At 70.8% G+C, this 26,620-nt stretch carries 29 protein-coding genes; 11 read left to right on the top strand and 18 right to left on the bottom strand.

Annotated elements, in window-relative coordinates; genetic code table 11:
- Positions 1-2 precede the first annotated feature (2 nt).
- The gene (locus tag ACZ63J_RS25425) at positions 3-551 is read left to right on the top strand and encodes a DUF3558 family protein (protein WP_465341267.1); all 549 of its coding nucleotides are present in this window, start codon (positions 3-5) and stop codon (positions 549-551) included.
- Positions 552-554: 3 nt separating this feature from the next.
- Here ACZ63J_RS25425 and ACZ63J_RS25430 read toward each other — a convergent pair whose 3' ends face one another.
- The 3 genes from ACZ63J_RS25430 to ACZ63J_RS25440 are packed head-to-tail and all read right to left on the bottom strand — an operon-like array spanning position 555 to position 2,790.
- Positions 555-1,379 carry an MBL fold metallo-hydrolase gene (locus ACZ63J_RS25430; protein ID WP_465400252.1) on the bottom strand — a complete coding sequence of 275 codons (825 nt, stop codon included), beginning with the start codon at positions 1,377-1,379 and terminating at the stop codon, positions 555-557.
- Positions 1,376-2,212 carry an MBL fold metallo-hydrolase gene (locus ACZ63J_RS25435; protein ID WP_465400251.1) on the bottom strand — a complete coding sequence of 279 codons (837 nt, stop codon included), beginning with the start codon at positions 2,210-2,212 and terminating at the stop codon, positions 1,376-1,378. The genes ACZ63J_RS25430 and ACZ63J_RS25435 overlap by 4 nt, the downstream gene beginning before the upstream one ends.
- Positions 2,212-2,790: a TetR/AcrR family transcriptional regulator gene (locus ACZ63J_RS25440; protein WP_465400250.1), complete on the bottom strand. Its 579-nt coding sequence runs from the start codon at positions 2,788-2,790 to the stop codon at positions 2,212-2,214. The genes ACZ63J_RS25435 and ACZ63J_RS25440 overlap by 1 nt, the downstream gene beginning before the upstream one ends.
- 66 nt (positions 2,791-2,856) lie before the next feature.
- Here ACZ63J_RS25440 and ACZ63J_RS25445 point away from each other — a divergent pair, with 66 nt between their 5' ends.
- The 3 genes from ACZ63J_RS25445 to ACZ63J_RS25455 are packed head-to-tail and all read left to right on the top strand — an operon-like array spanning position 2,857 to position 5,464.
- A complete protein-coding gene (locus ACZ63J_RS25445; RefSeq protein ID WP_465400249.1) occupies positions 2,857-3,762 on the top strand; it encodes an aldose 1-epimerase family protein in 906 nt (301 codons plus the stop codon).
- Positions 3,729-4,235, top strand: a complete 507-nt coding sequence (locus ACZ63J_RS25450; RefSeq protein WP_465400248.1) for a GNAT family N-acetyltransferase — start codon at positions 3,729-3,731, stop codon at positions 4,233-4,235. The genes ACZ63J_RS25445 and ACZ63J_RS25450 overlap by 34 nt, the downstream gene beginning before the upstream one ends.
- A gap of 11 nt (positions 4,236-4,246) precedes the next feature.
- Entirely contained in the window at positions 4,247-5,464 is a 1,218-nt protein-coding gene (locus ACZ63J_RS25455) for an amidohydrolase (RefSeq protein WP_465400247.1), read from the top strand.
- 48 nt (positions 5,465-5,512) lie between these two features.
- On the opposite strand, the gene ACZ63J_RS25460 is transcribed toward ACZ63J_RS25455, so the two are convergent.
- Both ACZ63J_RS25460 and ACZ63J_RS25465 read right to left on the bottom strand, forming a co-directional pair.
- Positions 5,513-6,070: a Uma2 family endonuclease gene (locus ACZ63J_RS25460; RefSeq protein ID WP_465400348.1), complete on the bottom strand. Its 558-nt coding sequence runs from the start codon at positions 6,068-6,070 to the stop codon at positions 5,513-5,515.
- Between the two features lie 86 nt (positions 6,071-6,156).
- Positions 6,157-7,302: an acyl-CoA dehydrogenase family protein gene (locus ACZ63J_RS25465; protein ID WP_465400246.1), complete on the bottom strand. Its 1,146-nt coding sequence runs from the start codon at positions 7,300-7,302 to the stop codon at positions 6,157-6,159.
- A 105-nt stretch (positions 7,303-7,407) separates the two neighbouring features.
- Here ACZ63J_RS25465 and ACZ63J_RS25470 point away from each other — a divergent pair, with 105 nt between their 5' ends.
- The 4 genes from ACZ63J_RS25470 (at position 7,408) to ACZ63J_RS25485 (ending at position 11,892) form a co-directional block, all read left to right on the top strand.
- Complete coding sequence (locus tag ACZ63J_RS25470) at positions 7,408-7,983, top strand: TetR/AcrR family transcriptional regulator (RefSeq protein WP_465302000.1); 576 nt, start codon at positions 7,408-7,410, stop codon at positions 7,981-7,983.
- A gap of 42 nt (positions 7,984-8,025) precedes the next feature.
- The gene (locus ACZ63J_RS25475; protein ID WP_465400245.1) at positions 8,026-8,967 is read left to right on the top strand and encodes a carbohydrate kinase family protein; all 942 of its coding nucleotides are present in this window, start codon (positions 8,026-8,028) and stop codon (positions 8,965-8,967) included.
- A gap of 197 nt (positions 8,968-9,164) precedes the next feature.
- Positions 9,165-10,481, top strand: coding sequence for a citrate synthase (locus ACZ63J_RS25480; RefSeq protein ID WP_465302004.1), 1,317 nt, complete (start codon positions 9,165-9,167; stop codon positions 10,479-10,481).
- Positions 10,482-10,545: 64 nt separating this feature from the next.
- Positions 10,546-11,892, top strand: a complete 1,347-nt coding sequence (locus tag ACZ63J_RS25485) for a cryptochrome/photolyase family protein (RefSeq protein ID WP_465400244.1) — start codon at positions 10,546-10,548, stop codon at positions 11,890-11,892.
- Here ACZ63J_RS25485 and ACZ63J_RS25490 read toward each other — a convergent pair whose 3' ends face one another.
- The 6 genes from ACZ63J_RS25490 to ACZ63J_RS25515 form a co-directional block, all read right to left on the bottom strand.
- Positions 11,893-13,083, bottom strand: coding sequence for an ABC transporter permease (locus ACZ63J_RS25490; RefSeq protein WP_465400243.1), 1,191 nt, complete (start codon positions 13,081-13,083; stop codon positions 11,893-11,895).
- A complete protein-coding gene (locus ACZ63J_RS25495) occupies positions 13,080-13,994 on the bottom strand; it encodes an ABC transporter ATP-binding protein (RefSeq protein ID WP_465400242.1) in 915 nt (304 codons plus the stop codon). Before ACZ63J_RS25495 ends, ACZ63J_RS25490 begins: the two co-directional genes overlap by 4 nt.
- A complete protein-coding gene (locus ACZ63J_RS25500; protein ID WP_465400241.1) occupies positions 13,987-14,535 on the bottom strand; it encodes a hypothetical protein in 549 nt (182 codons plus the stop codon). The genes ACZ63J_RS25495 and ACZ63J_RS25500 overlap by 8 nt, the downstream gene beginning before the upstream one ends.
- Entirely contained in the window at positions 14,532-14,801 is a 270-nt protein-coding gene (locus ACZ63J_RS25505) for a helix-turn-helix transcriptional regulator (protein ID WP_465302014.1), read from the bottom strand. Before ACZ63J_RS25505 ends, ACZ63J_RS25500 begins: the two co-directional genes overlap by 4 nt.
- A gap of 180 nt (positions 14,802-14,981) precedes the next feature.
- Positions 14,982-16,523: a glycerol-3-phosphate dehydrogenase/oxidase gene (locus tag ACZ63J_RS25510; RefSeq protein ID WP_465400240.1), complete on the bottom strand. Its 1,542-nt coding sequence runs from the start codon at positions 16,521-16,523 to the stop codon at positions 14,982-14,984.
- On the bottom strand, positions 16,520-17,083 hold the full coding sequence (locus ACZ63J_RS25515; protein WP_465341405.1) for a TetR/AcrR family transcriptional regulator: 564 nt from the start codon (positions 17,081-17,083) through the stop codon (positions 16,520-16,522). The genes ACZ63J_RS25510 and ACZ63J_RS25515 overlap by 4 nt, the downstream gene beginning before the upstream one ends.
- Positions 17,084-17,180: 97 nt before the next feature.
- Here ACZ63J_RS25515 and ACZ63J_RS25520 point away from each other — a divergent pair, with 97 nt between their 5' ends.
- Positions 17,181-18,800 (top strand): FAD-binding oxidoreductase, encoded by a 1,620-nt coding sequence (locus tag ACZ63J_RS25520; RefSeq protein ID WP_465400239.1) that lies wholly within the window; start codon positions 17,181-17,183, stop codon positions 18,798-18,800.
- Here ACZ63J_RS25520 and ACZ63J_RS25525 read toward each other — a convergent pair.
- The 4 genes from ACZ63J_RS25525 to ACZ63J_RS25540 form a co-directional block, all read right to left on the bottom strand.
- A complete protein-coding gene (locus ACZ63J_RS25525) occupies positions 18,778-19,332 on the bottom strand; it encodes a gamma-glutamylcyclotransferase (RefSeq protein WP_465400238.1) in 555 nt (184 codons plus the stop codon). The genes ACZ63J_RS25520 and ACZ63J_RS25525 overlap by 23 nt on opposite strands.
- Before the next feature lie 65 nt (positions 19,333-19,397).
- Positions 19,398-20,495 carry an S-(hydroxymethyl)mycothiol dehydrogenase gene (locus ACZ63J_RS25530; RefSeq protein ID WP_465400237.1) on the bottom strand — a complete coding sequence of 366 codons (1,098 nt, stop codon included), beginning with the start codon at positions 20,493-20,495 and terminating at the stop codon, positions 19,398-19,400.
- A gap of 45 nt (positions 20,496-20,540) precedes the next feature.
- On the bottom strand, positions 20,541-21,080 hold the full coding sequence (locus ACZ63J_RS25535; protein ID WP_465400236.1) for an HAD domain-containing protein: 540 nt from the start codon (positions 21,078-21,080) through the stop codon (positions 20,541-20,543).
- A gap of 44 nt (positions 21,081-21,124) precedes the next feature.
- Positions 21,125-21,985, bottom strand: coding sequence for a sigma-70 family RNA polymerase sigma factor (locus tag ACZ63J_RS25540; protein WP_465400235.1), 861 nt, complete (start codon positions 21,983-21,985; stop codon positions 21,125-21,127).
- A gap of 76 nt (positions 21,986-22,061) precedes the next feature.
- Here ACZ63J_RS25540 and ACZ63J_RS25545 point away from each other — a divergent pair, with 76 nt between their 5' ends.
- Entirely contained in the window at positions 22,062-22,511 is a 450-nt protein-coding gene (locus ACZ63J_RS25545) for a carboxymuconolactone decarboxylase family protein (RefSeq protein WP_465400234.1), read from the top strand.
- Between the two features lies 1 nt (position 22,512).
- Here the strand turns inward: ACZ63J_RS25545 and ACZ63J_RS25550 are convergent, their stop codons facing one another.
- The 3 genes from ACZ63J_RS25550 to ACZ63J_RS25560 all read right to left on the bottom strand — a co-directional run bounded on the left by ACZ63J_RS25550 (position 22,513) and on the right by ACZ63J_RS25560 (position 26,021).
- Complete coding sequence (locus tag ACZ63J_RS25550) at positions 22,513-23,766, bottom strand: peptidase C39 family protein (RefSeq protein WP_465400233.1); 1,254 nt, start codon at positions 23,764-23,766, stop codon at positions 22,513-22,515.
- A 71-nt stretch (positions 23,767-23,837) separates the two neighbouring features.
- Positions 23,838-24,239 (bottom strand): PaaI family thioesterase, encoded by a 402-nt coding sequence (locus tag ACZ63J_RS25555; protein WP_465400232.1) that lies wholly within the window; start codon positions 24,237-24,239, stop codon positions 23,838-23,840.
- A 57-nt stretch (positions 24,240-24,296) separates the two neighbouring features.
- The gene (locus ACZ63J_RS25560) at positions 24,297-26,021 is read right to left on the bottom strand and encodes a TIGR03767 family metallophosphoesterase (protein ID WP_465400231.1); all 1,725 of its coding nucleotides are present in this window, start codon (positions 26,019-26,021) and stop codon (positions 24,297-24,299) included.
- A 139-nt stretch (positions 26,022-26,160) separates the two neighbouring features.
- On the opposite strand from ACZ63J_RS25560, the gene ACZ63J_RS25565 reads away from it, so the two are divergent.
- A complete protein-coding gene (locus tag ACZ63J_RS25565) occupies positions 26,161-26,373 on the top strand; it encodes a hypothetical protein (RefSeq protein ID WP_465400356.1) in 213 nt (70 codons plus the stop codon).
- Positions 26,374-26,620: the final 247 nt, after the last annotated feature.

The raw sequence follows: 26,620 nt of genomic DNA on the forward strand, positions 1-26,620 counted from the left end.
ACATGCGCACCCTCGCCGTCGTTTTGGTCGCTTTTGCCGCTTTGACTGCCTGCTCCTCGGGGGACGAGCCGTCGAAGGCGCCTTCGTCCTCGAAGCCGTCCCCGGCGCCCAGCTCGAAGGCCGCCGCGGCCTCGCTGGACCCGTGTCAGCTGCTGCCCGCCGACGCCGTTTCGAAGGCGCTCTTCCTCGACAACCTCAAGGCCGTCCCGGGCCCGGTGCAGGACAACGCGGCCAACGGCGGCAAGGCCCGCAGCTGCGAGTACCAGCACGACGGCAAGGCCGCGGGCGCGCTCGCGGTGACCCGCTACGAGGGCCGCCAGGCGAAGCCCGCCGACATGGTGGCGTCGATCAAGAAGGCGAAGGCGGGCGCGCAGGACGTCGCCGGCTTCCCGGACGGCGCCGTGTACTACGTCGACGACCAGAAGACGGCGACGCTCGCCTCGGCTGAGCTCGTGTCGGGCACACCCGTGCTGGTCAACTACACCGGCCCGGCGAAGATGACGCCGGACGTGATGGCGCCGCTGGTCAAGAAGGCCCTCGAAGCCAGCTGACGCTCACCGGCGCAGCGCGGCCAGCTCGACCGGGCTGTGCGCCGAGAACACCGTGACCTCGTTCTGGTGGTCGCGCGCCAGCTCGTGCAGCCGCGCCAGGTTCTCCAGCCGCGGCCCGCGCAGCGTCTGGACGATGTTCTGGAACGCCGTCAGCCCCGGCGGGCAGTGCGGCGCGACCGGGTCCAGCTGGCCGTGGAAGAAGTACGCGTCACCGGCGTGCAGCAGCCAGCCGTCGCCGGTGTCGACCGCGACGCCGGTGTGGCCGCGCGTGTGGCCGGTGAGCGGGACCAGCAGGATCTCCGCCGGCAGGCCCTTGAGCGCGCGGACGGCGTCGAAGCCGAACCACGGCTCGCCCGTCTCGTCGTAGGTGCTCCACAGCGGGTGGTGCGCGAACTGCGCGGCCCGGTAGCGGTTCTTCTCGGCCGCGTTCGCCGGGGCCGTCGCCGCCCGGTGCTCCTCCGCGCGGACGTGCACCACGGCGTTCGGGAAGTCGGCGAGCCCGCCCGCGTGGTCGACGTCGAGGTGGGTCATCACGATGTGCCGGACGTTCGCCGGGTCGAGGCCGAGCGCCTTGATCTGCGCGACGGCCGTCTCGGCGGCCCGGGGTTTGGCGCCGACCATGGTCAGGAACGGCCGGCCGAGCCACTCGCCGGGCCGGGCCACCCCGCGGCTGCCGAACCCGGTGTCGACCAGCACCAGGTCGTCGCCGGTCTCGATGAGCAGGCAGTGCGCGACCAGCTCGGACCGCCGCAGCAGGCCGGGCTCGCCGTCGAGCAGCCTGCCGCCCGCCGGGCGCATGGTTCCGCAGTTCAGGTGGTGCACCTTCATACGCTGCTCCTGGTGCTCAGCCGGAGGAACTCGGTCTCGTCGTGCGCGGCGAAGACGGTGACCTCGTCGCCGTGCTCCTGAACAAGCTGGCGCAGGCGGCGATGATTGTCCAGCCGGGCGCCGCCGACGGTTTCCATCCGGCCCTCGAACCACTTCAGGCCCGGCGGGCAGTGCGGGGCGGCGGGGTCGACCTGGCCGTGGAAGAAGTACGAGTCGCCGGCGTTGAGCAGCCAGCCGCTGCCGGTGTCGACGGCCACGCCCGCGTGCCCGCGCGTATGCCCGGAGAGTGGGATCAGCAGGATCTCGGGCGGCAGGCCGTCGAGCTGCCGGACGGCGTCGAAGCCGAACCACGGCTCGCCGCTGTCCGCATAGGACGTCCACTGTGGACCATGGGCGAACTGGATCCGCCGGTATCGGCCGCGTTCCTTGCTGTCACGCGGTTCCTGGAACGCCCGCAGCTCTTCGGCGTAGACGTGCACGCGGGCCCACGGGAAGTCGATGAGCCCGCCCGCGTGGTCGAGGTCCAGGTGCGTCAGCACGATGTCGCGGACGTCGGCCGGGTTGAAGCCGAGCGCCCGGATCTGCGCGATCGCGGTCTGCGCGGGGTCGGCGACCGGGTTGGACTGGCGGACGAACCCGGCGCCGAGCCAGGCTTCCCGGTCGACGGCGGCCGGGGTGCCCATGCCCGTCTCGGCGAGCACGAGACCGGTGTCCGTCTCGAGCAGCAGGCAGTGGCAGACCATGGTGGCGCGCCGGAACAGGCCCGGCTCGCCGTCGACGAGCTTGCCGCCGAGCGGCCGCATGGTGCCGCAGTTCAGGTGGTGGACGCGCATCAGGAGAACTCCCGGTCGAGGGTGGTGTGCAGGTGGGCGGCGACGGCGCGCAGCGGCGCGACGTCCTTGCGGGTGCGGGCCAGCAGCAGTCCGCCTTCGATCGTGGCGAGCACCACGGTGGCCAGCTCGTCCGCGCGGTCCGCGGAAAGTCCTTGGGCGGCCAGGTAGTCCGCGAGGATGCCGTGCCAGGACGAGTAGCCGTCCGCGCAGGCTTCCCGGATCGGCTCGCTCGCCGCGGCGGCGTCGAGCGCGACTGTCGCGAGTGGACAGCCACGCTGGAAGTCCGACTCCGTCAGGAATCCCGCGAGCGCCTCGACGGCCTGGGTGATCGCGGTCGGGGCGTCGGGAGCGGCCTGCACGATCGCCTTGAGCATCGCGCCGGTGCGCTCGCTCGAAAGCTGGACGGCCTCGGCGGCGAGCTGCTCCTTGCCGCCGGGGAAGTGGAAGTAGAGCGACCCCTTGGGCGCGCCCCCGGCCGTGGTCAGCTGGGTGAGGCCGGTGGCGTGGTAGCCCTGGGTCTGGAACAGGTCGGCGGCGGTGTCGAGCATCCGCTGCCGCGTGTCGGTGCGGCGAACCATGCCACGACCGTAGCGCAAACTATGACGACCGGTCTAGTGACTTCGCGGATCGGTAAGGTCGTCCGCATGGGCAACCCGACCGGTCAGCAGTTCGAGATCACCCGCGGCAACGCGCGCGCCGTCGTCACCGAAATCGGCGCCGGGCTGCGCGCGTTCGAGGTCGGCGGAGTGCCGTACGTCGAGGAGTTCCCCGAAGACGCGAAGCCGCCGAAGGGCGCCGGGCAGGTCCTGCTGCCCTGGCCGAACCGCACCAAGGCCGGCAAGTGGACGTTCCAGGGCGAGGAGCAGCAGCTCGAGATCACCGAGGCCGCGCGCGGCAACGCCATCCACGGCCTGACCCGCCACCTCGAGTGGGAGCTGCTGGAGCACGCCGAGTCGTCGATCACGATGGCCGTCGACGTCGAGGTGCAGCCCGGCTGGCCGGTGCCGCTGCGCGCGACCGTCACCTACGAGCTCGCGCCGCGCGAACTGACCATCACCCACGAAATCCGCAACGAGGGTGAGCAGCCGATCGGCGTCGGCGTCGGCACGCACCCGTACTTCCGGATCGGCGACGTCCCGACCGACGACCTGACCCTGACGCTGCCCGCGAGCCGCGTCCGGCCGTACGTCGGCGACGAGCAGATGCCGTACGCGCCGGAGCAGGACGTCGAAGGCACCGAGTACGACTTCCGCGGCGGGCGGGTCCTCAAGGACGTCGACCTCGACACGGCGTTCGGCACGCTGTCGGCGGCTTCGGACGGCACGCACCACTTCGTCCTCGGCCACGAGGACCAGCAGCTCGTCGTCTGGACCGGCCCCGACTTCCGCTGGGCGCAGGTGTTCACCCCGGACGACCTGGTCGGGCGCGGCCGGGCCGTCGCGATCGAGCCGATGACCTGCCCGGCCGACGCGCTCAACACCGGCACCGACCTGATCGACCTCGAGCCCGCGGCGTCGTGGTCGGGCAGCTGGGGCATCCGGGTCCGGTGACGCCGCTTCGCCTGAGCGTCGCCGACGCGGGCGAAGTGCTGACGCTGCAACGCGCCGCGTACGTGACCGAAGCCCGCGCGCACGACGACTTCGACCTGCCTCCGCTGCTGGAGACGCTGCCCGAGACGCGGGCGGCGTTGGCGACCGGACTGTCGTGGGGCTTCCGGGACGAGGGGCGGCTGGTGGCGTCGGTGCGGCTGACGGTGTCCGGGCCGGTCGCGACGGTCGGCCGGCTGGTCGTGGCGCCGGACCGGCAGGGTGAGGGGCTGGGCAAGGCGCTGCTCCTGGCCGCGGAGGCCGCGGCGCCCACAGCCGTGACGGTCTTCCGGCTGTTCACCGGGTCGAAGAGCGTGGGGCCGCAGGCGCTGTACCTCAAGCTCGGCTACCGCGAGACGCACCGGACGCCGGAGCACGGCTACGAGCTCGTCCACTTCGAGAAGGCCCGTGTGGAGAGTTCCCGGGCAGTTCGTTAGCGTGGCGAACTATGGCGAAGGCAATTGTCGGGGGCTACGTCGTCCCCATCACCGGTGATCCCATCGACGGCGGCACGGTCCTGATCGACGACGGCAAGATCGTCGCGGTCGGCGCCGAGGCCGACGTCGACATCCCGGAGGACGCCGAGCTGGTCGACGCGGCCGGCACCTGGGTGCTGCCCGGGTTCTTCGACGCCCACGCGCACCTCGGGGTCCACGAGGACGGGGAAGGGTGGGCCGGCAACGACACGAACGAGATGACCGACCCGAACGGCGCCCGCTTCCGCGCGATCGACGGCATCGACCCGTACGAGCCCGGCTTCGACGACGCGCTGGCCGGCGGCGTCACGAGCGTCGTCATCAAGCCCGGCTCGGGCAACCCGATCGGCGGCCAGACGATCGGCGTCAAGACGTGGGGCCGCAGCATCCTCGACATGGTCTTCGCGGAGCAGGTCAGCGTGAAGAGCGCGCTCGGCGAGAACCCGAAGCGCGTGTACGGGGAGAAGAAGCAGACGCCGTCGACCCGGCTGGGTGTCGCGGCGATCCTGCGCGAGGCGTTCACGAAGGCCCGCAACTACCAGGCCAAGCGCGCGCACGCGGAGTCCGAGGGCAAGCCGCACGAGGTCGACCTCACGATGGAGACCCTGTCGAAGGTCCTCGACGGCGAGCTGTACTGGGACCAGCACGTCCACCGCGCCGACGACATCGTCACGGCGCTGCGGCTGGCCGACGAGTTCGGCTACAAGCTGGTGATCAACCACGGCACCGAGGGCCACCTGATCGCGGACCTGCTGGCTTCGCGCGACGTCCCGGTGATCCTCGGGCCGCTGTTCACCACGAAGTCCAAGGTGGAGCTGCGCAACCGGACGCTGCGCTCGGCCGGCATCCTGGCCCGCGCGGGTGTGAAGATCGCGATCACGACGGACCACCCGGTGATCCCGATCAACTTCCTGGTCTACCAGGCGGCCCTGGCGGTCAAGGACGGCCTCGACCCCGCGACGGCCCTGCGTTCGCTCACCGTGAACCCGGCTGAGATGCTGGGACTGGACGGGCAGATCGGGTCGCTGAAGCCGGGCCTGGACGCGGACGTGGTGCTGTGGAGCGGCGACCCGCTCGATGTGATGAACCGCGCGCTGCGGGTGTTCGTCCGCGGCGCCGAGGTGTATCACTTCGACGAGCAGCTGGGCGAGGGAGTTTCCGCGGACCGCAGGTACCGCGAAACCCGCTGAGTTTCGGACGGCACGCCGGTTACCGGGCGGTTCCGGCGTGTCGTCCGATCAGTCGAGGAGCGCGTCCAGGTCGATCTTGACCGGGAACGGGACGTCGGTGGTGAATGTGCCGGTGACCGCTGAGGCGTCCATATACCCGAACTCGCCGCCTTGGTGGCATGCGACCAGGGAGATGGGATCGGTGATGTCGACAATCCAGTAGTGCGGGATTCCCGCATCGGCGTATTCGTCGTGCTTTACCTGGTAGTCGGTGCGCTTCGAGCCCGGCGAGACGATTTCGACGACAACGGCCACTTCGTCGGCTCGAAGCATGTGGTTGTCGTCGCGAGCGAGCGCGGCCTTGTCGAAGATCAGCAGGTCCGGCCGGCGAGAGAAGCCGGGTTCACCGGCGGATGCCAGGCGCAGGTCCAGGTCGATTCCGTGGACGAAGTCGAGCTCGGGTGGCACCTGCGGTTCGAGCTGCCGGCACAGCTCGAACGCTGCGCAGTTGTGCGCGGCGCCCGGATTCGGCGACGTCACCACGCAGCCCTCCACGAGTTCGGTGTAACCGACTTCGGTCTCGCCGAGCGCTGCGTACTCGTCGATGGTCAGCAGGCGAACAGGAATCACGGGCACGGCACTCCACTGAAGTCGGACTGAACGTGAAGTGACGCTATCCGTACCGTGCGTGTGACAGCATTCGCTCAGCCGGGTCAGCTCGCCTTCAGCTCCCGCGCGATGACCATCCGCTGGATCTGGTTCGTCCCCTCGAAGATCTGTGGCACCTTCGCCTCCCGCATGTACCGCTCCACCGGGAAGTCCCGCGTGTACCCGGCCCCGCCGAGGACCTGGACCGCGTCCGTCGTCACCTTCATCGCGCCGTCCGTCGCCACCAGCTTCGCGATCGACGCCTGGCGCTGGAACGGCAGCCCGCGGTCGCGTCGCCGGGCCGCCTCCAGGTACGTCGCGCGGGACGACTCCACCGTCGCCGCCATGTCGGCCAGGAGGAACTCGACGCCCTGGAAGTCGATGATCGGGCGGCCGAACTGCGAGCGGCCCTTCGCGTACTGCACCGCTTCGTCCAGCGCCGCCTGCGCCAGGCCCACCGCGCACGCCGCGATGCCGAGGCGGCCCGAGCTCAACGACGACAGCGCGATCCGGAGACCGTCGCCCTCCTCGCCCAGCCGCCGGGAAGCGGGCACGCGCGCGTTGTCGAAGATCATCTGGGCCGTCGGGGACCCGGTGAGGCCCATCTTGCGCTCGCGCGGCGCCGCCGAGAGGCCGTCCGTCGACGCCGGGACCAGGAGGCATGAGATGCCGTGGCCGCCGTCGTCGCTCGTGCGGACCATCGTCGTGTAGAAGTCGGCCGCTCCCGCGTGGGTGATCCACGCCTTCGTGCCGTTCACGACGTAGTCCGAGCCGTCGAGACGCGCGCGCGTGGTCAGGGCCGCCGCGTCCGAGCCCGCCTGGGTCTCCGACAGCGCGTACGCCCCCAGGAGCGAGCCCTCCAGCATGTCCGGGAGCCAGCGGTCGCGCTGCTCGTCGGTGCCCCACTCCGCCAGCGCGTAACAGGACATCGTGTGCACCGAGAGGCCGACGCCGACCGTCATCCACGCGGCCGCGAGCTCCTCGAGGACCTGCAGGTAGACCTCGTACGACAGCTCGCCGCCACCCCAGCGCTCCGAGTACGGCAGCCCCAGCAGCCCGGACTTGCCGAGCAGGCGGAACTGCTCGCGCGGGAACTCCTCGGCCTCCTCGGCCGCGGCCGCCCGGGGCGCGAGCTCGTCGCGCGCGATCTCGGTGGCCAGCGCGAGCAGGTCCTCGGCGGCCGAATCGGGCAGCAGGCGTTCGGCGGGCATCGTCGTCCTCCAGCAAAACGGTACTGAAAACAGTACTGTGGGCCCGCTTAGAGTACAGTACGAAGAGCCTGGGGTGGCCGACTAGAGGTAAGGGATAGTGGTCCGATGGAAGCCCGTCGCCGGCCCACGGCTCGCCAGCGAGCCCTGCTCGCCGACCTCGAGGCGCTCTTCCTCGCCGAAGGCTTCGCCGTCTTCACGCTGGAGGACATCGCCACCCGCCTGCGCTGCTCGAAGTCGACGCTCTACGCGCTCGCGCCCAGCAAGGAGCAGCTCGCCGTCAAGGTCGTCACGCAGTTCTTCCGGGGCGCCGCGGAGCGGATCGAGGAGCGGATCGCCGGCATCGACGACGCCCGCAAGCTCATCGGGGAGTACCTGGACGGCGTCGCCGAGCACCTGAACCGGGCGTCCGCGGCGTTCATGCGCGACCTCGCCGAGTTCGGCCCGGCCCGTGAGGCCTACCAGCTAAACAGCCGGTACGCGGCGAAGCGGCTTCGCGACTTCATCGACCAGGGCGTCGCCGAAGGGGTGTTCCGCGACGTCCACGCGCGCCTCGTGGCGGAGATGACCGGGCTGATCATCGAAGGCATCCAGACCGGGGTGCTCGGCCGGCGGACCGACGTGTCCGACGCCGAGGCGTTCACCGCCCTGGGTGAACTGCTCCTCGGCGGGCTGAACAAATAGCGGACAGGAATTGTCAGCCTCCGGTCACTTAAACTCCTCCTCGTGATCGTCGTAGGCGGAGAAGCTCTGGTCGACCTGGTTCCCGGCGACCCCCTGGATTCCACTGTGGACGGTGGGTTGCGCGCGCTGCTGCCGCGGCTCGGCGGCGGCCCGTACAACGTCTCGCTGGCCGCCGGCCGGCTCGGCGTGCCGACGGCCTTCCTCTCGCGCGTGTCCACCGACCGCTTCGGCGACGCGATGGTCGAGCGCCTGCACGCCTCGGCCGTCGACACCACGCTGCTGCAGCGCGGAGACGAGCCGACGACGCTGGCCGTCGTCGCGCTCGACGCGAAGGGCGCGGCGCACTACACGTTCTACGTCGAGGGAACCGCCGACCGGCTCGTCGCCGACCCGGGTCCGCTGCCGGAAAACGTGACGGCGCTCTCGCTCGGCACGCTCGGCATGGTCCTCGAGCCCGGCGCCTCGGCGTACGAAGCGATGCTGCGGCGCGAGGCCGCCCGCGGCGTGCTGACCGTGCTCGACCCGAACATCCGCGAAGCGCTCATCACCGATCCCGCCGCCTACCGCGCCCGGTTCACGTCCTGGCTGCCGGACGTCCGGCTGCTCAAGATCTCCGACGACGACGCCGCGTGGCTCACCGAAGGCGCCGACCCGGTCGCCGCGGCGAAGACGTGGATCGAGTCCGGTGTGGACGCCGTGGTGCTCACCCGGGGCGCCGACGGCGTCGCGGTGATCACCGCCGCAGGTGAGCTGGCCCACCTGCCGTCGCGCAAGGTGACCGTCGTCGACACGATCGGCGCGGGTGACACGGTCCAGGGCGCGCTGCTGGCCTGGCTGCACACCCACGATGTCACTGACCTGGCCGCACTGGACGCGGACGCGTGGCGCGAAGCTCTCACGTTCGCCGCGAAAGCGGCCTCGATCACCGTCTCCCGAAGCGGCGCCGAACCGCCGACGTCGGCCGACATGGCATCCACCGTGTGAACCTGGTCCCAAAGGGGCCCCCAGGAGCAACGTCACCGCTGCGCGAACACACGTTTCTCGACTAGCGTAGAGGGGCATTCTTCATACCCCAGCGGGGCGGTGTGCAGCGAGGCGCCAGTGTTTCCTCGCGTGAACACGTGGCTACCTGTGGAACGTACAGGCGCCGCCGGCCCGTGCCCAACGTGAGAGGGACTTGCATGTCCGACGCGACGACTGCGGGGCAGTCCGGCGGCGAAACCGCGAAGCTGACCCTGCCGAGTGGCGAGCACGAGTTCAAGATCGTCCACCCGGTCGAGGGCGCGCCCGGGATCGAACTGGGGAAGCTGCTGGCGCAGACGGGGCACATCACCTACGACCCCGGCTTCGTCAACACCGGCGCCGCGTCGTCCGCCATCGCCTACATCGACGGTGACGCCGGCATCCTCCGGTACCGCGGGTACCCGATCGAGCAGCTGGCCGAGAAGTCGACCTTCGTCGAGGTCTCCTACCTGCTGATCTACGGCGAGCTGCCGACCGAGGCCCAGCTGGCCGACTTCACCGAGAAGATCCAGCGCCACACGCTGCTGCACGAGGACCTCAAGGCGTTCTTCAGCGGCTTCCCGCGCGACGCGCACCCGATGCCGGTGCTGTCCAGCGCGGTGTCGGCGCTGTCGACGTTCTACCAGGACTCGCTCGACCCGTTCGACGAGCCGAACGTGGAGCTGTCCACCATCCGCCTGCTCGCCAAGGTCCCAACCCTGGCCGCGTACGCGTACAAGAAGTCCGTCGGCCAGCCGCTGCTGTACCCGGACAACTCGCTCGGCCTGGTCGAGAACTTCCTGCGGATGACGTTCGGCTTCCCGGCCGAGCCGTACGAGGTCGACCCGGACGTCGCGAAGGCGCTCGACCTGCTGTTCATCCTGCACGCCGACCACGAGCAGAACTGCTCGACCTCGACGGTGCGCCTGGTCGGCTCGTCCGAGGCGAACCTGTTCGCGTCGATCTCGGCCGGCATCAACGCACTGTTCGGCCCGCTGCACGGCGGCGCGAACGCGGCGGTCCTCGACATGCTCGAGGGCATCCAGCGCGACGGCGGCGATGTCGCCAAGTTCGTCGAGCGGGTGAAGAACAAGGAAAAGGGCGTGAAGCTGATGGGCTTCGGGCACCGGGTCTACAAGAACTACGACCCGCGCGCGAAGATCATCAAGAACACCGCGGACGAGATCCTCGGCAAGCTCAAGGGCGGCGACCAGCTGCTCGACATCGCCAAGAAGCTCGAAGAGACCGCCCTTTCGGACGACTACTTCATCGAGCGCAAGCTGTACCCGAACGTGGACTTCTACACCGGCCTGATCTACCGGGCGCTGGGCTTCCCGACGAAGTTCTTCACGGTGCTGTTCGCGCTCGGCCGCCTGCCGGGCTGGATCGCGCACTGGCGCGAGATGATCAACGACCCGGCCACCAAGATCGGCCGCCCGCGGCAGATCTACACCGGCTACCCGTCGCGGGACTACATCCCGATGTCGGAGCGCTGAGCGGCTCACCCTGGCAAACGCCCCGTCGTGCACTGGCACGGCGGGGCGTTTATCGTTGGGCCGCGTGACCAGAGAAGCACCCGTTGTCCTGTGGTTCCGCCGCGACCTGCGGCTGGGCGACCACGCCGCGCTGCTCGAAGCGTCGAAGCACAGCAAGCACGTCCTCGCGTTGTACGTCCTCGACGAGGCGCTGCTGAAGCCGGGCGGCGCGCCGCGGGCGGCGTTCCTCTACGGCTGCCTGGAAAAGCTGGACGAGCAGCTCGGCGGCCGCCTGATGGTGGTGCGCGGCGAGCCGGCGGCCGAAGTGGTGAAGGCGGCCAAGAAGATCGGCGCCGCGGCGGTGCACGTCAGCGCCGACACCGGCCCCTATGGACGACGTCGCGACGCCGAGGTCGCCAAGGCGCTGGCGGACAACAACATCGACTGGGTCGAGACGGGATCGCCGTACGCGGTGACGCCGGGGCGCGTGACCAAACCGGACGGTGACCCGTACCGCGTCTTCACGCCGTTCCACCGCGCCTGGACCGCGCACGGCTGGCGGGGTCCCGCCGACACCGGACCGTCCCTTGTGGACTGGGTCGAGCCGCCTCGCACGCTGAAGATCCCCAAGCCGCCGCGCGTTTCGGCGTCGCTGCCCGAGCCGGGTGAGCAGGCCGCGCTGGACGTCTGGCACGCCTTCCTCGACGGCGGGCTCGAGACGTACGACACCGACCGCGACCGGCCGGACCGGGAAGGGACCACGCGGATTTCGCCGTACCTACGCTGGGGGTGCGTCCACCCGCGGACGCTGCTGGCGGACCTCGCCGGGAACGACGGCGCCGGCGCGAAGTCGATGCGGGGCGAGCTGTGCTGGCGCGAGTTCCACGCCGACGTCCTGTGGCACCGGCCGGAAACCGCGCGCAAGAACTACGACGTGCGGTTCGACAAGATGAAGCACGACAACGACAACGAGGCTTTCGAGCAGTGGTGCGCCGGCCGGACCGGTTACCCGATCGTCGACGCCGGGATGCGGCAGCTGCTGGCCGAGGGCTGGATGCACAACCGCGTCCGGATGGTCGTCGCGAGCTTCCTGGTGAAGGACCTGCACCTGCCGTGGTGGCTCGGCGCGCGGCACTTCATGAAGCACCTGGTCGACGGCGACCTCGCGTCGAACCAGCTGAACTGGCAGTGGGTCGCGGGCAGCGGCACCGACGCGGCGCCGTACTTCCGGATCTTCAATCCGACCACACAGGGCGAAAAGTTCGACCCGAACGGCGACTACGTCCGCAAGTACGTGCCGGAACTGTGTTCGGTCGAAGGGAAAGCGGTCCACAAGCTGAAGGACCGCCCCAAGGACTACCCGGAGCCGATGGTCGACCACGCCCACGAGCGCCAGGTGTCCTTGGAGCGGTACGGCACGATCACGTCGTGATCAGCCGCGCAGGGCCTCCGACAGCTTGATGCGGCTGCCGATCCGCAGCACGCTGTTGCCGTAGATCCGCCCGCCCAACCACGTCAGCAGCGCGACCAACGCGACCGTCAACCCCAGCGACAGCGCGATCTCCCAGCCCGCCGCCGCGCCGGTCGAGATGCGGGCCGGCATCAGGATCGGCGAGAGCAGCGGGATGAGCGAGAGCACCTTCGTCCCGGTGCCCGACGGGTCCTGCAGCAGCAGGTTGATCCCGGCGATGAACCCGACGATCAGGACGATGTTGAGCGGCGAGACCACCGACTGCGTGTCCTCCTGCCGCGACACCAGCGACCCCAGCGCGCCGTAGATCGTCGCGTACAGCAGGAAACCGAGCAGGTACCAGAGCAGGCCCCACAGGAGCGTCCCGGTCGCGAAGCCGGACAGCGAGAACACGCCGGTCGCCGACGCCGCCGCCAGGCCGGCCGCGCCGAGGATCACCAGCTGCGTCAGGCCGACCAGGCCGAGCCCGATCACCTTGCCCAGCAACAGCTGCCACGGACGGACGCTGGCGAGCAGGATCTCCACGACCCGGCTCGACTTCTCCTCGACGACCCCCTGGGCGACCATCATCCCGTAGGTGATGATGCTCATGTAGAGCAGGAAAGCGACGATCAGGCCGACGATGAGCCGCTGGGTCTGGTCGGCCGGCTCCGGCGACAGAGCGTCGTCCTGCACGTGGGTGCCGTGGACCTGGGCCATCACCTCGGCGGGCTCGAGCTGTGCGGACGAGAGCACGCCGTCGAGCACCTGCTGCTGCGCGACCTGGTCGAGGACCCGGCGCAGCTGGTCGTCCAAAGAGGACTTATAGGTGGCGGTCAGCTTCGCCGCGCTGCCCGAGACGAGCGCGTCGAGGTCGCCGTCCTCGACCTGCTTCCGGCCCTCCGCCGGATCGGTCACGACGGCCGTCGAGATCTCCCGCCCGGACAGGGCGGCTTGCGTCTGCAGCTGCTGGGCGATCCCGATCGCCTGGCCGGTGAGCCCGACCTTGCTCCTGCCCGCCGAGCCCGCCAGTGAGCTCTGGAACCCGACGTACCCCAGCAGCAGCACCAGCAGCACGACGGTGCCGATCACGAACGAGCGTGTGCGCAGCCGCGTGTTCAGCTCGCGCTTCATCACGAGCCAGACGGCCCGCCGGCCACTCAGCTTCCTCATCGCGGTTCCCCCTTGTCGGCCACGGCGTCGCGGAAGAGCTCGGTCAGCGACCGGCGACGACGGCTGAACTCGGTGACCGGCCCGGTCGCCAGCGCGGCGGCGAGCACGGCCTGGTCGTCGGCGCTCGGGTCGAGCTCGAGCACGGTGGTGGCGCCGTCTTCCTCCAGCACACGCACGCCGGGCAGGCTCGCGGCCCAGCCGGGACGCGCGGCCGGAGCGGTGACCACGAGCTTGCCGGCCGCCCCCGACGTCAGCTCGTCGACGGTGCCGACGGCGACCATCCGGCCGTTGCGGATGATCCCGACCCGGTCGCACAGCCGCTCGACGAGGTCGAGCTGGTGGCTGGAGAAGACCACCGGCACCCCGGCGGCGGCCTTCTCCCGCAGCACCCCGCTCATCACGTCGACGGCCAGCGGGTCGAGGCCGGAGAACGGCTCGTCGAGCACCAGCACGGCCGGGTCGTGCACCAGCGCGGCGGCCAGCTGGACGCGCTGCTGGTTGCCGAGGCTGAGCTTCTGCACCTCGTCGCGGCGACGCTCGGCCAGCCCGAGCCGGGTGATCCAGTTCTCGGCGTTGCGGTGCGCCTCGTTCGCGCTCAGGCCGTGCAGCTCGGCCAGGTAGACGAGCTGGTCGAGCACCTTCATCTTCGGGTACAGCCCGCGTTCCTCGGGCATGTAGCCGATGTGCGTGCGCGCTTCGTGCGTGATCTTCTCGCCGCCGAACCGCACCTCACCGCCGTCGGCGGCCAGCACCCCCAGCGCGATCCGCATGGTCGTCGTCTTGCCGGCGCCGTTGCTGCCGACGAAGCCGAACAGCTCCCCGGCCCGGACGTCGAACGTCACGCCGTCCAGCGCGACCTTGGCGCCGTAGCGCTTGGAGACCGTGTCGATCTCCAGTGTCCCCTCACTCATTCCCCATCCCCTCCTCGAAGTCCTCGGGGTCGTCGTCCGGCAGCGACCAGCCCAGCACGATCGGCGGGACGGTGGTGCCGGTGACCAGCAGCGCGGACAGCATCATCGCGCCGCGGACGCCGCCCTCTTCGGCGTGGGCGATCACCAGGCTGTAGATCAGCGCGACGACCATCAGGAAGGCCAGCGTCTGGTAGCCGATGAAGGTGACGCGGTGGCGCCACTCGCGCTCGCGTTCGTCCAGCAGCCGCGAGAACCCGCCGCTCATCCGGCCGGTCAGGATCCGCAGCAGCATGAAAGCGGTGCCGCCGAGCAGGATGCTGCCGGCCCACAGGCCGAAGTAGAGCCAGTCGTTCGCCACGGTGAACATGGTGGCGCTGACGATCAGCACCAGATCGGCCCCGGCCAGCACGACGGCCAGCGACCGCCGTCGCCGCCGCGTCCGCCAGCGAGGCAGCTGCCGCGCCGCTTGCCGTTCTCGTTCGTCAAGTTTGTCCAGCTGACGTTCCCAGTAGGCCGCGAGCCGGCCTGGTCGTTCGGTCATGCTCCCCCCTCGCGGTAGACCTGGGTGGACAGCGGCGTGAACGGCGCGCGGCTGAACACCGCTTCGACGGGCAGGTCGAACACCGCGCAGATCCGGAACGCCAGGTCCAGGCTCGGATAATGGTCCCCGCGCTCGAGCGCGCCGATGGTCTGTGGGTTGACCTCGACGGCATCGGCGAGCGCGGCCCTGCTCAACCCGCGCTCGGCTCGAAGCACGGGAAGCCGGTTGTAGATCGGCAGCTCCTTGCCGCGTCTGACCGGACTCATGGAACGTACTGTTGCAAAAACCCAACGAGTCGTCAACTTAAGAGAACATCAAGAAGGGTTTGGGCAGGGGTGGGCGGACTGCCGCGGATGTTCTCGGGCTCGCTGGGTGAAGGCTGCTCGGCCCAGGCGCTGCCCGCGGTTGGCGGCCGCGCGACGTCTGGCGCCCGGCCGCGCAACCGGTCAGGTCAGTCCGGCCAGCGACTTGTCGACAAGCTCCGCAACCCGCGGCGCAGCCGCAGCGGCATCCGACGGGATCAACGCCAGCCGAGTCCGGCGCTCCAGCACGTCCTCGACGTCCAGCGCCCCCTCGTTCCGGACCGCCCAGACCACCTCGGCCGCCGTGATCTCGGTTCCCGGGGCCACCGGCGCCGCGAACTCCGCGTCCAGCTCGCCCAAGGCCGCCACCCGCGGGGCCTCCGTCCCGTACCGGGCCACCAGCCGCGGAGCAGCGTCCACAAGAGACAGACTCGACCGCGCCGCCGCGCCCAGCAACGGCAGGCGAGCAGTCCGGCAAGGCGACGCCGTCAGCCCGGCCAGCCGCACCGCCGCGTCGACGGCGTCCTCCGCCATCCGCCGGTACGTGGTGAGCTTCCCGCCGACCACCGTCAGCAGGCCGTCGGAACCGGCGAGCACCGCGTGCTTGCGGGACAGGTCCGCCGACCGGCCACCGCCGCCCTCGACCAGCGGGCGTAGGCCCGCGTACGACCCAGCCACGTCCGCGCGGGTCAGCTGGCGCGCCAGCACGGAAGAGGCCAAAGAAAGCAGGAAGTCCACATCGGACTCAGGAACAGCCGGCACATCGGGAATCTCGCCGGAGACCGGCTCGTCCGTCAGTCCCAAGTAGACCCGGCCGTCCGGCTGAGGCAACAGGAAGACGAACCGGTTGGTCTCGCCCGGCACGCCGATGTTCACCGACGTGGTCCCCATCGGCACCGTCCCCGGCGCGAGCACCAGGTGTGAGCCGAGGGACGGCCGCAGCCGCACCGAGCCGGTCAGGGTTCCCGCCCACACGCCCGTCGCGTTGATCACCTGGCGGGCGTGGATGTCCAGCGTGTCACCCGAAACGCCGTCGCGGACCTGGACCCGGTCGGCGGAAACCGACAACGCCGAAAGCCGTGTCAGGATGCGCGCGCCGAACGTCGCCGCCGTGCGGGCCAGGGACACCACCAGGCGGGCGTCGTCGACCAGCGCGCCGTCGTACGCGAGGAGCGCTCCGCGCAAGCCCACCGGCGACAATCCCGGGGCCAGCGCCAGCGCCTCGGCGGTGGGGATCGACCGCGGCCGGGGCAGCACGGACGACGGCGTGCGCGCCGCGCGGCGGAGGCCGTCTCCCGCGTGCAGGCCGGCCGCCACGATGGCCTGCTGGGCCCGGGAAGTGCTGGGGTACAACGGAAACAGCTGCGGCATCGCCCGCGTGAGGTGCGGCGCCGTGCGTGTCATCAGAACACCGCGCTCGACAGCGCTTTCGTGCGCCAGTCCGAGCTCGCCGTGCGCCAGGTACCGCAGGCCGCCGTGGACGAGCTTCGACGACCAGCGGGACGTCCCGAACGCCAGGTCGTGCGCCTCGACGAGCGCCACCGACAACCCGCGCGTCGCCGCGTCCAACGCGATTCCCGTGCCGGTGACACCGCCGCCGACCACCACCACGTCGACACGCTCGCCCGACGCCAGCTCCGCGAGCTCGCGGTCCCGGCGCCGGGCGTTGAGTGAGCCGGACGTCATGGTTGCAACGCCGAATCGAGCACGTGGGTGAACTCCGCCAGCAGTGCTTCCTCGTCGACGTCCGCCGTGGCCGGGCGCAGGGAGAACGCGAAGGACTGGACCACCAGCAGCACCGACCGGGACTGCGCCGCGACCGGCGCGCGCCGGACCGAGCCGTCCTGGTGGCCGGCCTCGAGGAGCTGGTGCAGCGCCTGCTCGGCGAACTTCTGCGTCGCGCCGAGCCGCTCCACGATGTACGGCAGCAGCAGTTCCGGGTCGACGTCGAGCAGCGTGCGGAACAGCGGGTCGGCCGACAGCGAGCGGACGCCGGCCGAGGCGATGAGCACCAGCCGTTCACGGCTGTTCGCGGCGTCGGCGCCGCGCTCGCTGGCGGTGCGCAGCAGTCCGCTGAACTCCCGCGTCATCAGGGCGGCGAGCACACTGCGGACGTCGGGAAACCGGCGGTAGACCGTCATCCGGCTGACGCGGGCGGTGCGGGCGATTTCGGCGAGTGTGGTGCGACGCACACCGACGGCCAGCACGCAGGAGCGCGCGGCGTCGAGCAGCACGTCATCGGCCACGCGCGTCGCCGTCTGGCGGTTACGGGTGTCCGCGAGCGCGGAGGAACCCGCGTTCTGTGTGGTGTGACGTTTCACGTCCATATGTCACACTGTAGTCGTGAACGAGCTGATTGACCACCGTCTCCGACGGTCCTGGACCCCGGAAGCCGCCGACGCCGCCGAGCTGCCCGCGCGGGCGGCCAAGTGGCTCGACCAGCGTATCGGTCCGATCGGGGCCGGCGCCGCCCCAGCGGCCGAAATGACGGCGGAAATACCGTCACCGAAACTCGGCGAACCTGCGTCCGAGGCGCTCGTCGCGGTGGTCGGCGCGGAAAACGTGCTGGTGAACGACGCTTCGCGGCTCGCGCGGGCGACCGGACTGTCCTACCTCGACCTGCTGCGCCGCCGGTCGGGGTCGGCGGACTTCCCGATCCCCGACGCGGTGGTCCTGCCGGCCGACCCGGACGAGGTCCAGGCCGTGCTCGACGTCTGCGTCCGGCACGACGTCGGGGTGGTGCCCTTCGGTGGCGGCACCTCGGTGGTCGGCGGCGTCTCGGCGCTGCGCGGGGACAAGACGTCGGTGATCGCGCTCGACCTCGTCCGGCTCGACGCGCTGGTGTCGGTCGACACCGAGTCGCGCATCGCCGTCCTGCAGGCGGGGGTTCGCGGTCCCGAGGCCGAGCGGCTCCTCGGCGAGCACGGCCTGACGCTCGGGCACATCCCGCAGTCCTTCGAGCGGGCCACGATCGGCGGTTTCGCGGCGACCCGCTCGGCCGGGCAGGCGTCGTCGGGGTACGGGCGGTTCGAGGACATGGTGACCCGCGTGCGGCTGGCCACCCCGCGCGGCGAGTGGAAGCTCGGTGTCGCGCCGGCGTCCGCCGCCGGGCCGGACCTGCGTCAGCTCGCGGTCGGCAGCGAAGGCGCGCTCGGCGTGATCACCGAGGTCGCGCTGCGGGTGCGGCCCGCGCCGCCGGTCCGCCGGTACGAGGGTTATGCGCTGCCCAGCTGGGAAGCGGGGCGGGAGGCCGTGCGCGACCTGGCGCAGAACCACGCGCTCGCCGACGTCACACGACTGTCCGATGGGGACGAAACCGCGGTTTCACTGGCGTTGAACGCGGGACTCAAGACGACGGCGCTGCGCCGGTACCTCGCGGCACGCGGTGTGCCGCACCCGTGTTTCCTCATCGTCGGCTGGGAGGGCACCGCGCACGACGTGGCTTTGCGCCGCCGGGAAACCATTCGACGGCTCAAGGCTTCGGGTGCCGTGCGGGTCGGCAAGGCGCTCGGGGAGTCCTGGCGCCACGGCCGGTTCGCCGGCCCGCGGCAGCGGGACATGCTGCTGGATCAAGGAGTCTGCGTCGAAACGCTGGAGACCGCCGCGTACTGGTCCAATGTGGACGAGCTGCGTGACGACGTCCGCGCGGCGCTGACGGCGTCCTTGGGACGGGCGATCGTGATGTGCCACATTTCGCACGCGTACGAGACCGGCGCGTCGCTCTACTTCACCGTGCTGACCGCGCGCGACGAGAGCGACCCGGTCGGCCAGTGGCAGCGGGCGAAGGCGGCCGCGTGCGAGGCGATCTCCGGCCTGGGCACGATTTCGCACCACCACGCCGTCGGTGTCGACCACGCGCCGTACCTGAAGGCGGAGATCGGCGAGCTGGGTGTCGAGGTCCTGCGCGCGGCGAAGTCCACTGTGGACCCGACGGGGATCCTCAACCCGGGGAAGCTGGTCTGAGCACTTCGCAGGGAACACCGTGGCCGTCCGCGGCGACGCCGTCGAGCGCGGCCGCCTCGGCTTGCGGGACGTCGGCGGTGCGCACCGGTTTGCCGTCCACCAGCAGGGGATAGCGGATCGGCGCGGCGCCGACGTAACTGCACACCTCGGTCAGGCGCGTGCCGTCTTCGAGGGTGATGTCGGGCTCGGTCAGCCGGGCCAGGTGGTACCGCGTGCCGCGGCCCTCGCAGCGGTCGAGCACCGCGAGCTGGTCCGGCGTCACGAACCAGACGGCGTGCTCCTCGACGCCGTCCATCGCGGTGAGGGTGGCCGGGCGCTGGTCGTCGACCACGCGGAGGCCGGCCGCCCACACCGCGGCGAGCCCGCCGCAGCGCGCGTGCGCGACCACGACCGGGCCTTCGAGCCCGAGCCGCGCCCGCAGCCAGGTGATCTTCGACGGGTTCGCGTTCGAGCCGTAGGCGAGCACGGCCATCCGGTCGCGCCAGCCCGCGGGCGCGGCGTCGAGCGGGTGCCCGACGCCGTCGACGTGCACGAACGAGAAACCCGGCCGGGCGCCCGGGTAGGGCTCGGCCGGGTACTCGTCGTCGGTGAACAGGGTCAGAACGTCACCACGCTGCGCAGGACGTCCCCGTGGTGCATGCGCTCGAAGGCCTGCTCGACGCCGTCGACACCGATCCGTTCGGTGACGAACTTGTCGAGCGGCAGCCGGCCCTGCAGGTAGAGGTCCACCAGCATCGGGAAGTCGCGGGAGGGCAGGCAGTCGCCGTACCACGACGACTTGAGCGAGCCGCCGCGCGAGAAGAAGTCGATCAGCGGCAGGTCGTTCAGGCGCATCTCCGGTGTCGGGACGCCGACGAGAACCACGGTGCCCGCGAGGTCGCGGCCGTAGAAGGCCTGCCGCCAGGTCTCCGGGCGGCCGACGGCGTCGATCACGACGTCGGGACCGAAGGAGTTCGTGGCGTCCTGCATGGCCTCGACGACGGCTTCTTCGCTGAGCCCGCGGCTGTTGACGGTGTGCGTCGCGCCGAAGTCCTTGGCCCACTCGAGCTTCCGGTCGTCCATGTCGATCGCGACGATCGTGGTGGCCCCGGCGAGCTTCGCGCCGGCGATGGCGGCGTCACCGACCCCGCCGCAGCCGATGACGGCGACCGAGTCGCCGCGGGTGACGGCGCCGGTGTTGATCGCCGCGCCGAGCCCGGCCATCACGCCGCAGCCGAGCAGCCCGGCGACGGCCGGTTCGGCGTCGCGGCTGACCTTCGTGCACTGTCCGCTGTGGACGAGCGTCTTCTCGAGGAAGGCGCCGATGCCGAGGGCGGGTGACAGCTTGGTGCCGTCGGCGAGCGTCATCGGCTGGGCGGCGTTGAACGTCGAGAAGCAGTACCACGGCTTGCCGCGCCGGCAGGCCCGGCAGGTGCCGCAGACGGCGCGCCAGTTGAGGATGACGTAGTCGCCGGGCTCGAGATCGGTGACACCGTCGCCGACGGCTTCGACCACCCCGGCGGCCTCGTGGCCGAGCAGGAACGGGAAGTCGTCGTTGATCCCGCCCTCGCGGTAGTGCAGGTCGGTGTGGCAGACCCCGCAGGCCTGCACGTTCACGACGGCCTCACCCGGCCCGGGATCGGGGACGAGGACGGTCTCCAGCGAGACGGGCTCGCCCTTCGCCCGCGAAACAACCCCCTGGACCTCGTACGGCATGCGAATCCACCTTCCGGCCGCGCTGCTGGTGCTGCCCGCAGCTAATCACGGATCATGCGGAGATGGCGACATCCGCATGAGTGAGGTTCGGTGGTGAGGGTGCAACGGGTTGCGTAGTCCGCAACTCCAGGCCGCGATGACATCCAGGTCGCGGGTCGTCAGACCGGCACTCGCGGAGACGGTGTGGAGCAACGCCGGGCCCGGGTGGTGGCCCGCCACCCAGGAGCGGTCCGCGTCGGTGGTTTCGTCGTCGATCCAGGCGAACGGGTGTCCCGCCGCCCGCTCGACGATGCGCCGCGTCTTCCAGTGCGTCCCGGGACCGGTGTCCTCGTCGGGGAAGTCGAGCACCGGGAGCGGCGGCAGACCGAGCAACGGGGCGATGCACTCGTTGGCGTCGTCCGCCCAGGTGGTGGCCCAGACGAGGTCGCACCCGAGGGCGAGCAGCCGCGGGCCGAGGCTCGGGTCGATCCGGCGAAGCAGCGGATTGCCCGGGCCGGTGTCCGTGAAGACTTCGTACTCGCCGGAGCTGCGCCCGAACGGGATCAGCGGGCCGTCGACGTCGAGGAACAGCAGAGGCCGGTGCATGGCTTTGGCAGTCTTGCATGGGCCTCCGGCCCCCGGCTTCCAGTTTACCGAGACCCACCGACAGTTCCGGGCGGCTCCGGCAGCGCCATCGACGCCAGCCGCGCCGGGTCGGCGACCGCCGCTATCGCCGAGATCAGCTCTCCCACCACCGTGAACGCCACCACCGACAGCGGGCTGCCGTCCGGGCGCCACGCCACCACTCCCGGCAGGCCGCCGACCAGGACCTCGCGTCCTCCCGAAGCCGCGCCGAAACGTGCTCCCGCCGCCACGCTCGTCGCGCCCAGGACCACCACGACGCCGCCCGGGGTGTCGACCGTCAGCTGGACCTGGGGGTCGAGGACCCGCAGCAACCCCTCGAAGTCGCCGTCGCGGGCCGCCGTCAGGAACGCCTCGACCACCTTTCGCTGCTCGCGGCCCGGCGTCGCCGGGCGGGAGGCCTCGCGCACCTTGCGCCGGGCGCGGCTGGCGAGCATCTTCGTCGCGCCCGGGGACTTGCCGACGATGTGGGCGATCTCGTCGAACGGGACCGCGAACAGGTCGTGCAGCACGAACGCCACCCGCTCGCCCGGCCCGAGCGACTCCAGGACCACCAGCAGCGCGAGCCCGACCGAGTCCACCCGCGCCGCGTCCTCCTCCGGGCCCTCCTCGGCCGCCACCACGATCTCGTCGTACGGCGACTCGGGCCGCGACTTGCGCGAACGCAGGACGTCCAGGCTGATCCGGCCGACCACCGTGGTCAGCCAGCCCTCGAGGTTCCGGATCGCCGCCGCGTCCTGGCGGGACAGCCGCAGCCACGCCTCCTGGACGACGTCCTCGGCGTCGGCGTGCGAGCCGAGCATGCGGTGGGCGACCGCGCGCAGCCGGTCGCGCTGGGTCTCGAACGCCTCGGCCAGGGTGTCGGGCATCTTGTTACCTTCCTCGGTTCCGTTCCGTCGTGGTGGTGACGAGCCCGGAGGGGCACAGGTAACCGATGGAGGACCGATGGAAGCACGACTGAAGAGCGCCGGCAGCCCCGAGGTGACCGAAGCGGTCCAGCAGCTGTTCGCGGCGGTGCACGCCGGCGGCGTCGACCCGCTGCTGCTGGAGCTGGTCCACCTGCGGGCCAGCCAGATCAACGGCTGCAGCCCGTGCGCCTACGCCGGCGTCCAGGCGGCGAAGCGGCAGGGTGAGACGGACGAGCGGCTGCACGCCGTCGTCACCTGGCGCGAGACGCCGTTCTTCACCGAGCCGGAACGGGCCGCGCTCGCGCTCACCGAAGCCGCCACCCGGATCCAGGACGGAGAGCCGGGCGTGACCGACGAGATCTGGGACGCCGCCGCCGGGCAGTTCGACGAGAAGCAGCTCTCCGCGATCATCCTGAACATCGCGTTGACCAACTTCTTCAACCGGATCAACCGCACGGTCCGGGAGCAGGCCGGCAAGACCTGGTGAACTACGCGGGCGTGACGATGTACACGACCCCGCCCGGGCCGCTGGCCACGGTCCCGTCCGCCCGGTACCGCTTCGTCCGCTGCCAGATCTTCTCGAACTGGTCCCGCTTGTAGACGTTCCGGACCCGGTCGTTGCTGCTGGACGCCGGGTCGTTGACGATCACGTCGCCGTCCTTCGTGAACCCGACGACCACCATGATGTGCCCGGCCGTGCCGTAGCCGGCGCCGTCGAGCTCCTCGGACAGGAAGGACTGCGACGTGATCACCGGGATGCCGCGGGCGATGTAGGTCTCGAGCTCGTTCAGCGAGTGCAGCCGCGTGATGTGCCCGCGCAGCCCGCGCGACGCCGCGTACGCCGTGTTGAACGGCCAGTTGCCGGTGCCGTCGTACGCGTGGTCGTAGGTGTAGCGCGCCGCGAAGGCCACCGACGGGTCGACGTAGTCCGCCGGGATCCAGGACATCTCCGCCGCCGACGGCTTCTTGCCCCAGTACTCGGCCACCATCTCGGTGGAAGTGGGGCTGCACCAGGCTTCGCCGCCCCCGCCGTACTGCGGGAACTGTCCCTTGTGGAGGTTCTGCGCATACGCGGGCACCTTCAGCTCGATCCCGGTGGCACGGCCCGGCTTCGTCGTCTGGACGTCGAAGCGGTCCGGCACGGCCGAGGTCATCGCGCCCAGCGACGTCACCGACGGCGTCGCGCGCGAGCCCTGCTCCCGGTACAGGCTGATCCGCAGCTTGAACGACTTCAGCGTCACGCCCGCCTTCGTCACCAGCGTGTCGACGTCGACGAGCGCGTTGGTGTCGTCCTGGCCGTCGACGCTGGTGCGCAGGATGTCGGCGTCCCCGCTGGCCCAGCGGCCCATCACGTACCACGCCGTTTCGGCGCCCGCGGACGTCTTGCCCTGCGCCTCGACCTGCAGCCAGGTCTTCGCCGGCGTCTGCGCGTTCCACGACGCGACCAGCTGCGTCGCGCCGAAACCCTGGCGGTAGGACGGCGACGTCCACTGGCCGTACTCGTACGTCTTCGTGGTGCCGAGCTCGGGCTCGGTGTGCTCGACCGTGCCGACCGGGCGGGTGATGCGCAGGCCGTCGTGGGTGAGCGCGAGCCCGGCGAAGCTGCCCTCGTGGAGGCGGCCGCCGGCCCATTCGTGGTAGTCGATCGCCTCGTCGTCCCGGGGCACCGCCTCGGCGACCTGCGCGGTTACCGCTGTCAGCATGACAACCGACAATAAGGTGAACAGACTGCGTACGCGCATCCCGGCTCCTCGTTCGACCCACCCAGTAGCCAGGGATTTTTGCCGGTCGGGCCCGGTATGTAAACAGGTACCTAGAGGACGGCCTGGGTCTGTGTCACTTTCGCGACCAACTTGCCGTTGTCGTCGTGGATCTCCGTCTCCACCACGACGAACCTCCGGCCGGCGTGCAGTGGTCTGGACGACGCAGTCGCGTAGCCCGAACGCACGCCGCGCACGAAGTTCGTCTTCGACTCGACGGTCGTGGTGCCCTGCGCGCCCTCGGGCAGGTTGAGGAACGCGCACACGGCGCCGGTCGAGTCGGCCAGCGCCATGAGCGCGCCCCCGTGCAGCACGCCGCCGAGCGTGCAGAGGCTCTCGTCCCACTTCACCCGGCTGCGGACGAGCTCGCGCCCGTGCGCCAGCACCTCGACGCCGAGGCGCTCGGCGAACGGCATGGTCCGGTGGAAGAGCTCGGTGCCCTCGGGATCGGTCATGCCCCGCAGCTTGCCGGACGCCGGGCCGCCGCACGATTACCTCCGGGGTAACGCGGGTCAGCTCAGCGGGTTCACCAGCAGCAGCTCGGTGTTGTGGTCGACGGCCTCGCCGACGCGGCCGAGGTCGACGTGGATGTCGTTGTACGACAGTTCGCGGTACAGCGACGCAAGCGCTTGCGGCGTCCGGGCGTCGTAGTCCACGGCGTACGGCGCTTCGGCCTCGACCAGCGTGGTGAACAGGGACAACGTGCCGTCGGCGTTGTCCGCGACCTCGACGATCCGGGCCTGCTGCGGGAAGTCGACGTGCGACGCGGTGTTGATCTCCCAGAAGCTCTGCTTCGGCGTGCTCCCGGCGTGCGCGGTGATCTTGTTAAGGTGCGTGTGGCCGTTGACCCACGCCAGCACGTTCGGGAACCGTTTGAGCAGCGCGACGAACGCGTTGCCGTCGAGACGCGGGTCGAGCAGGTGGCGCGAGTCCGGCAGCAGGTTGCCCATCGAGCCGCTGGTGTGGTGGCTGAACAGGACGAACAGCTCGTCGGTGACGCCGTGGGTGACCTTGCGGCCGAAGAAGTCGTAGTAGGTCGAGCTGCCGGCCTTGAGCGTCGACTCGACCCAGCTGTACTGCGCGAGGCCGATCGAGCCGTCCGCGAGCCCCGCGTCGGTGGTCGTGTCGAGGCTGATCCCGGTGATGCCCGGCGCGATCCGGAACGTGTAGTAGACGTTCTTGCCGTCGGAGTTCGCGCTGGTGAAGCCGTGCCCGACCGGACCGGGGCCGGTGTTGGCGGGGTCGAGGTGCGCGCGGACGAACTCGGCGGTGCTGAACGGGCGGCGCCGCGCGTCCGGCGTGATCTCGCGGATGGTGCCCCCGCCGCCGAACAGCTCGGCGACCGGCACGCCCGACCCCTTCTTGACGGCGGCGGCGAGCTTCTTCGCGGTGGCCTCGTCCTTGCCGATGACCTTGTACTTCCCGGTGTACCAGGCGCTGACGCCCGGGATCTGCGCCGGCAGCGAGCCGACGATGCTGTCGTCGTGGTTGCCGAAGGTGCAGAACCACGGCACGTCGAGGCCGGGCGCGGTGAACGTCCGCTGGCCGGCTTCGAGCAGGCCGGGCAGCTGCGGGAAGCCCTTCGCGGAGTAGTCGTCACCCACGCCGGGGATCGACGGGTTCCAGAACTCGCTGTTGCCCGAGCTCTGGACACCTTCGTAGGCGTTCGTGTCACCCGAGTTCGGCGTGACGCTGCCGCCGTTGAGGACCTTGAGGAACCAGTCGAGCTCGATCAGCTCGTGGTTGTCGGTGTTGTCGCCGGTGGTGACCATGAGGTCGAACGGCCGTCCGGTGAAGGGGCCCTGGCGAACGCTGTTGACACGCTCGACGAGCGCGCTCGTCGCGACGGTGCCGAGGGCTTCCTGCGGCCGGTGCGCGGAGCCGATGAAGGGGTGCAGGTACTCGAAGCGCGCGGGGCTCTCGGCGTCGGTGATGTGCAGGTCGGTGAACTGCACGAACGCGCTGAGGGCGCGGCGCCGGTCGTCGCGGCCGGCCTGCGGAGCGGCGAGGTCGCCGCGGACGACGAGCGGCCAGCCGGGACCCGCGCTGAGCCGGCTGTAGCTCGTGGTGCCGCCGCCGGTGGCGACCTGTTCAAGCGTGGTCCCGGTGGTGCTGACCGAGCGGGTGGCGGTGCGCCGCAGGGCGCGGTCGAGGGCGTTCGCGGTCGGCGTGCACAGCAGGAGTCCGAGTCCGGCGGCGCCCGCGGTGGCGAAGGTGCGCCGGGTGAGTTCGGCCATGTGTTTTCGCTCCCCAGTTTCTCGGTTGCCCAGCACCGTGCCGGACGCCGGTGTCCGGGCGGTGAACGTGACATTTCGAGGTACCCTGTCACAGGTGTCGGGGTGGGTGTACCGCCGAAGGTCGTGGTCATTTCCGCCGGTGGGCGATGTGGGCCAGCCGGTTCGGGCCGGGCGGGCGGTCGCGGAGCAGGGTGGCGGCGTCGCGGTGCTTGAGGAGCAGCGCGCGGAACTGGTTCAGGCCCTGCTCGAGCTGGTCGCGCCACGGCCGGGTGCCGTCGATCTCGAAGGCGTCTTCGCAGATGGTTTCGGCGAGGAGGTCGAGGGCTGGGCCTTGTCCTTGACGTGCCAGTAGAGGGTCGGCGAGCTGACGCCGAGCCGCGCGGCGAGCCGCCGGGTGCTCAGGCCGGCGAGGCCGGCTTCGTCCAACAGTTCGAGGGCGGCTTCGGTGATCCGGCGGCGATCGAGCGGCTGGGGATGCGGTGGTGGGTGGCCGGGTGTTCGCTGGATTTCGCGATCGGGACGGCGGTGCAGAACTTCGTGGTGATCTCACCCGAACTGGTGGCTCGCGCGGCTTTCCTGTCGGGCGCGCCGGCGTCGGA

Source organism: Amycolatopsis sp. NPDC104863 (assembly GCF_055582965.1).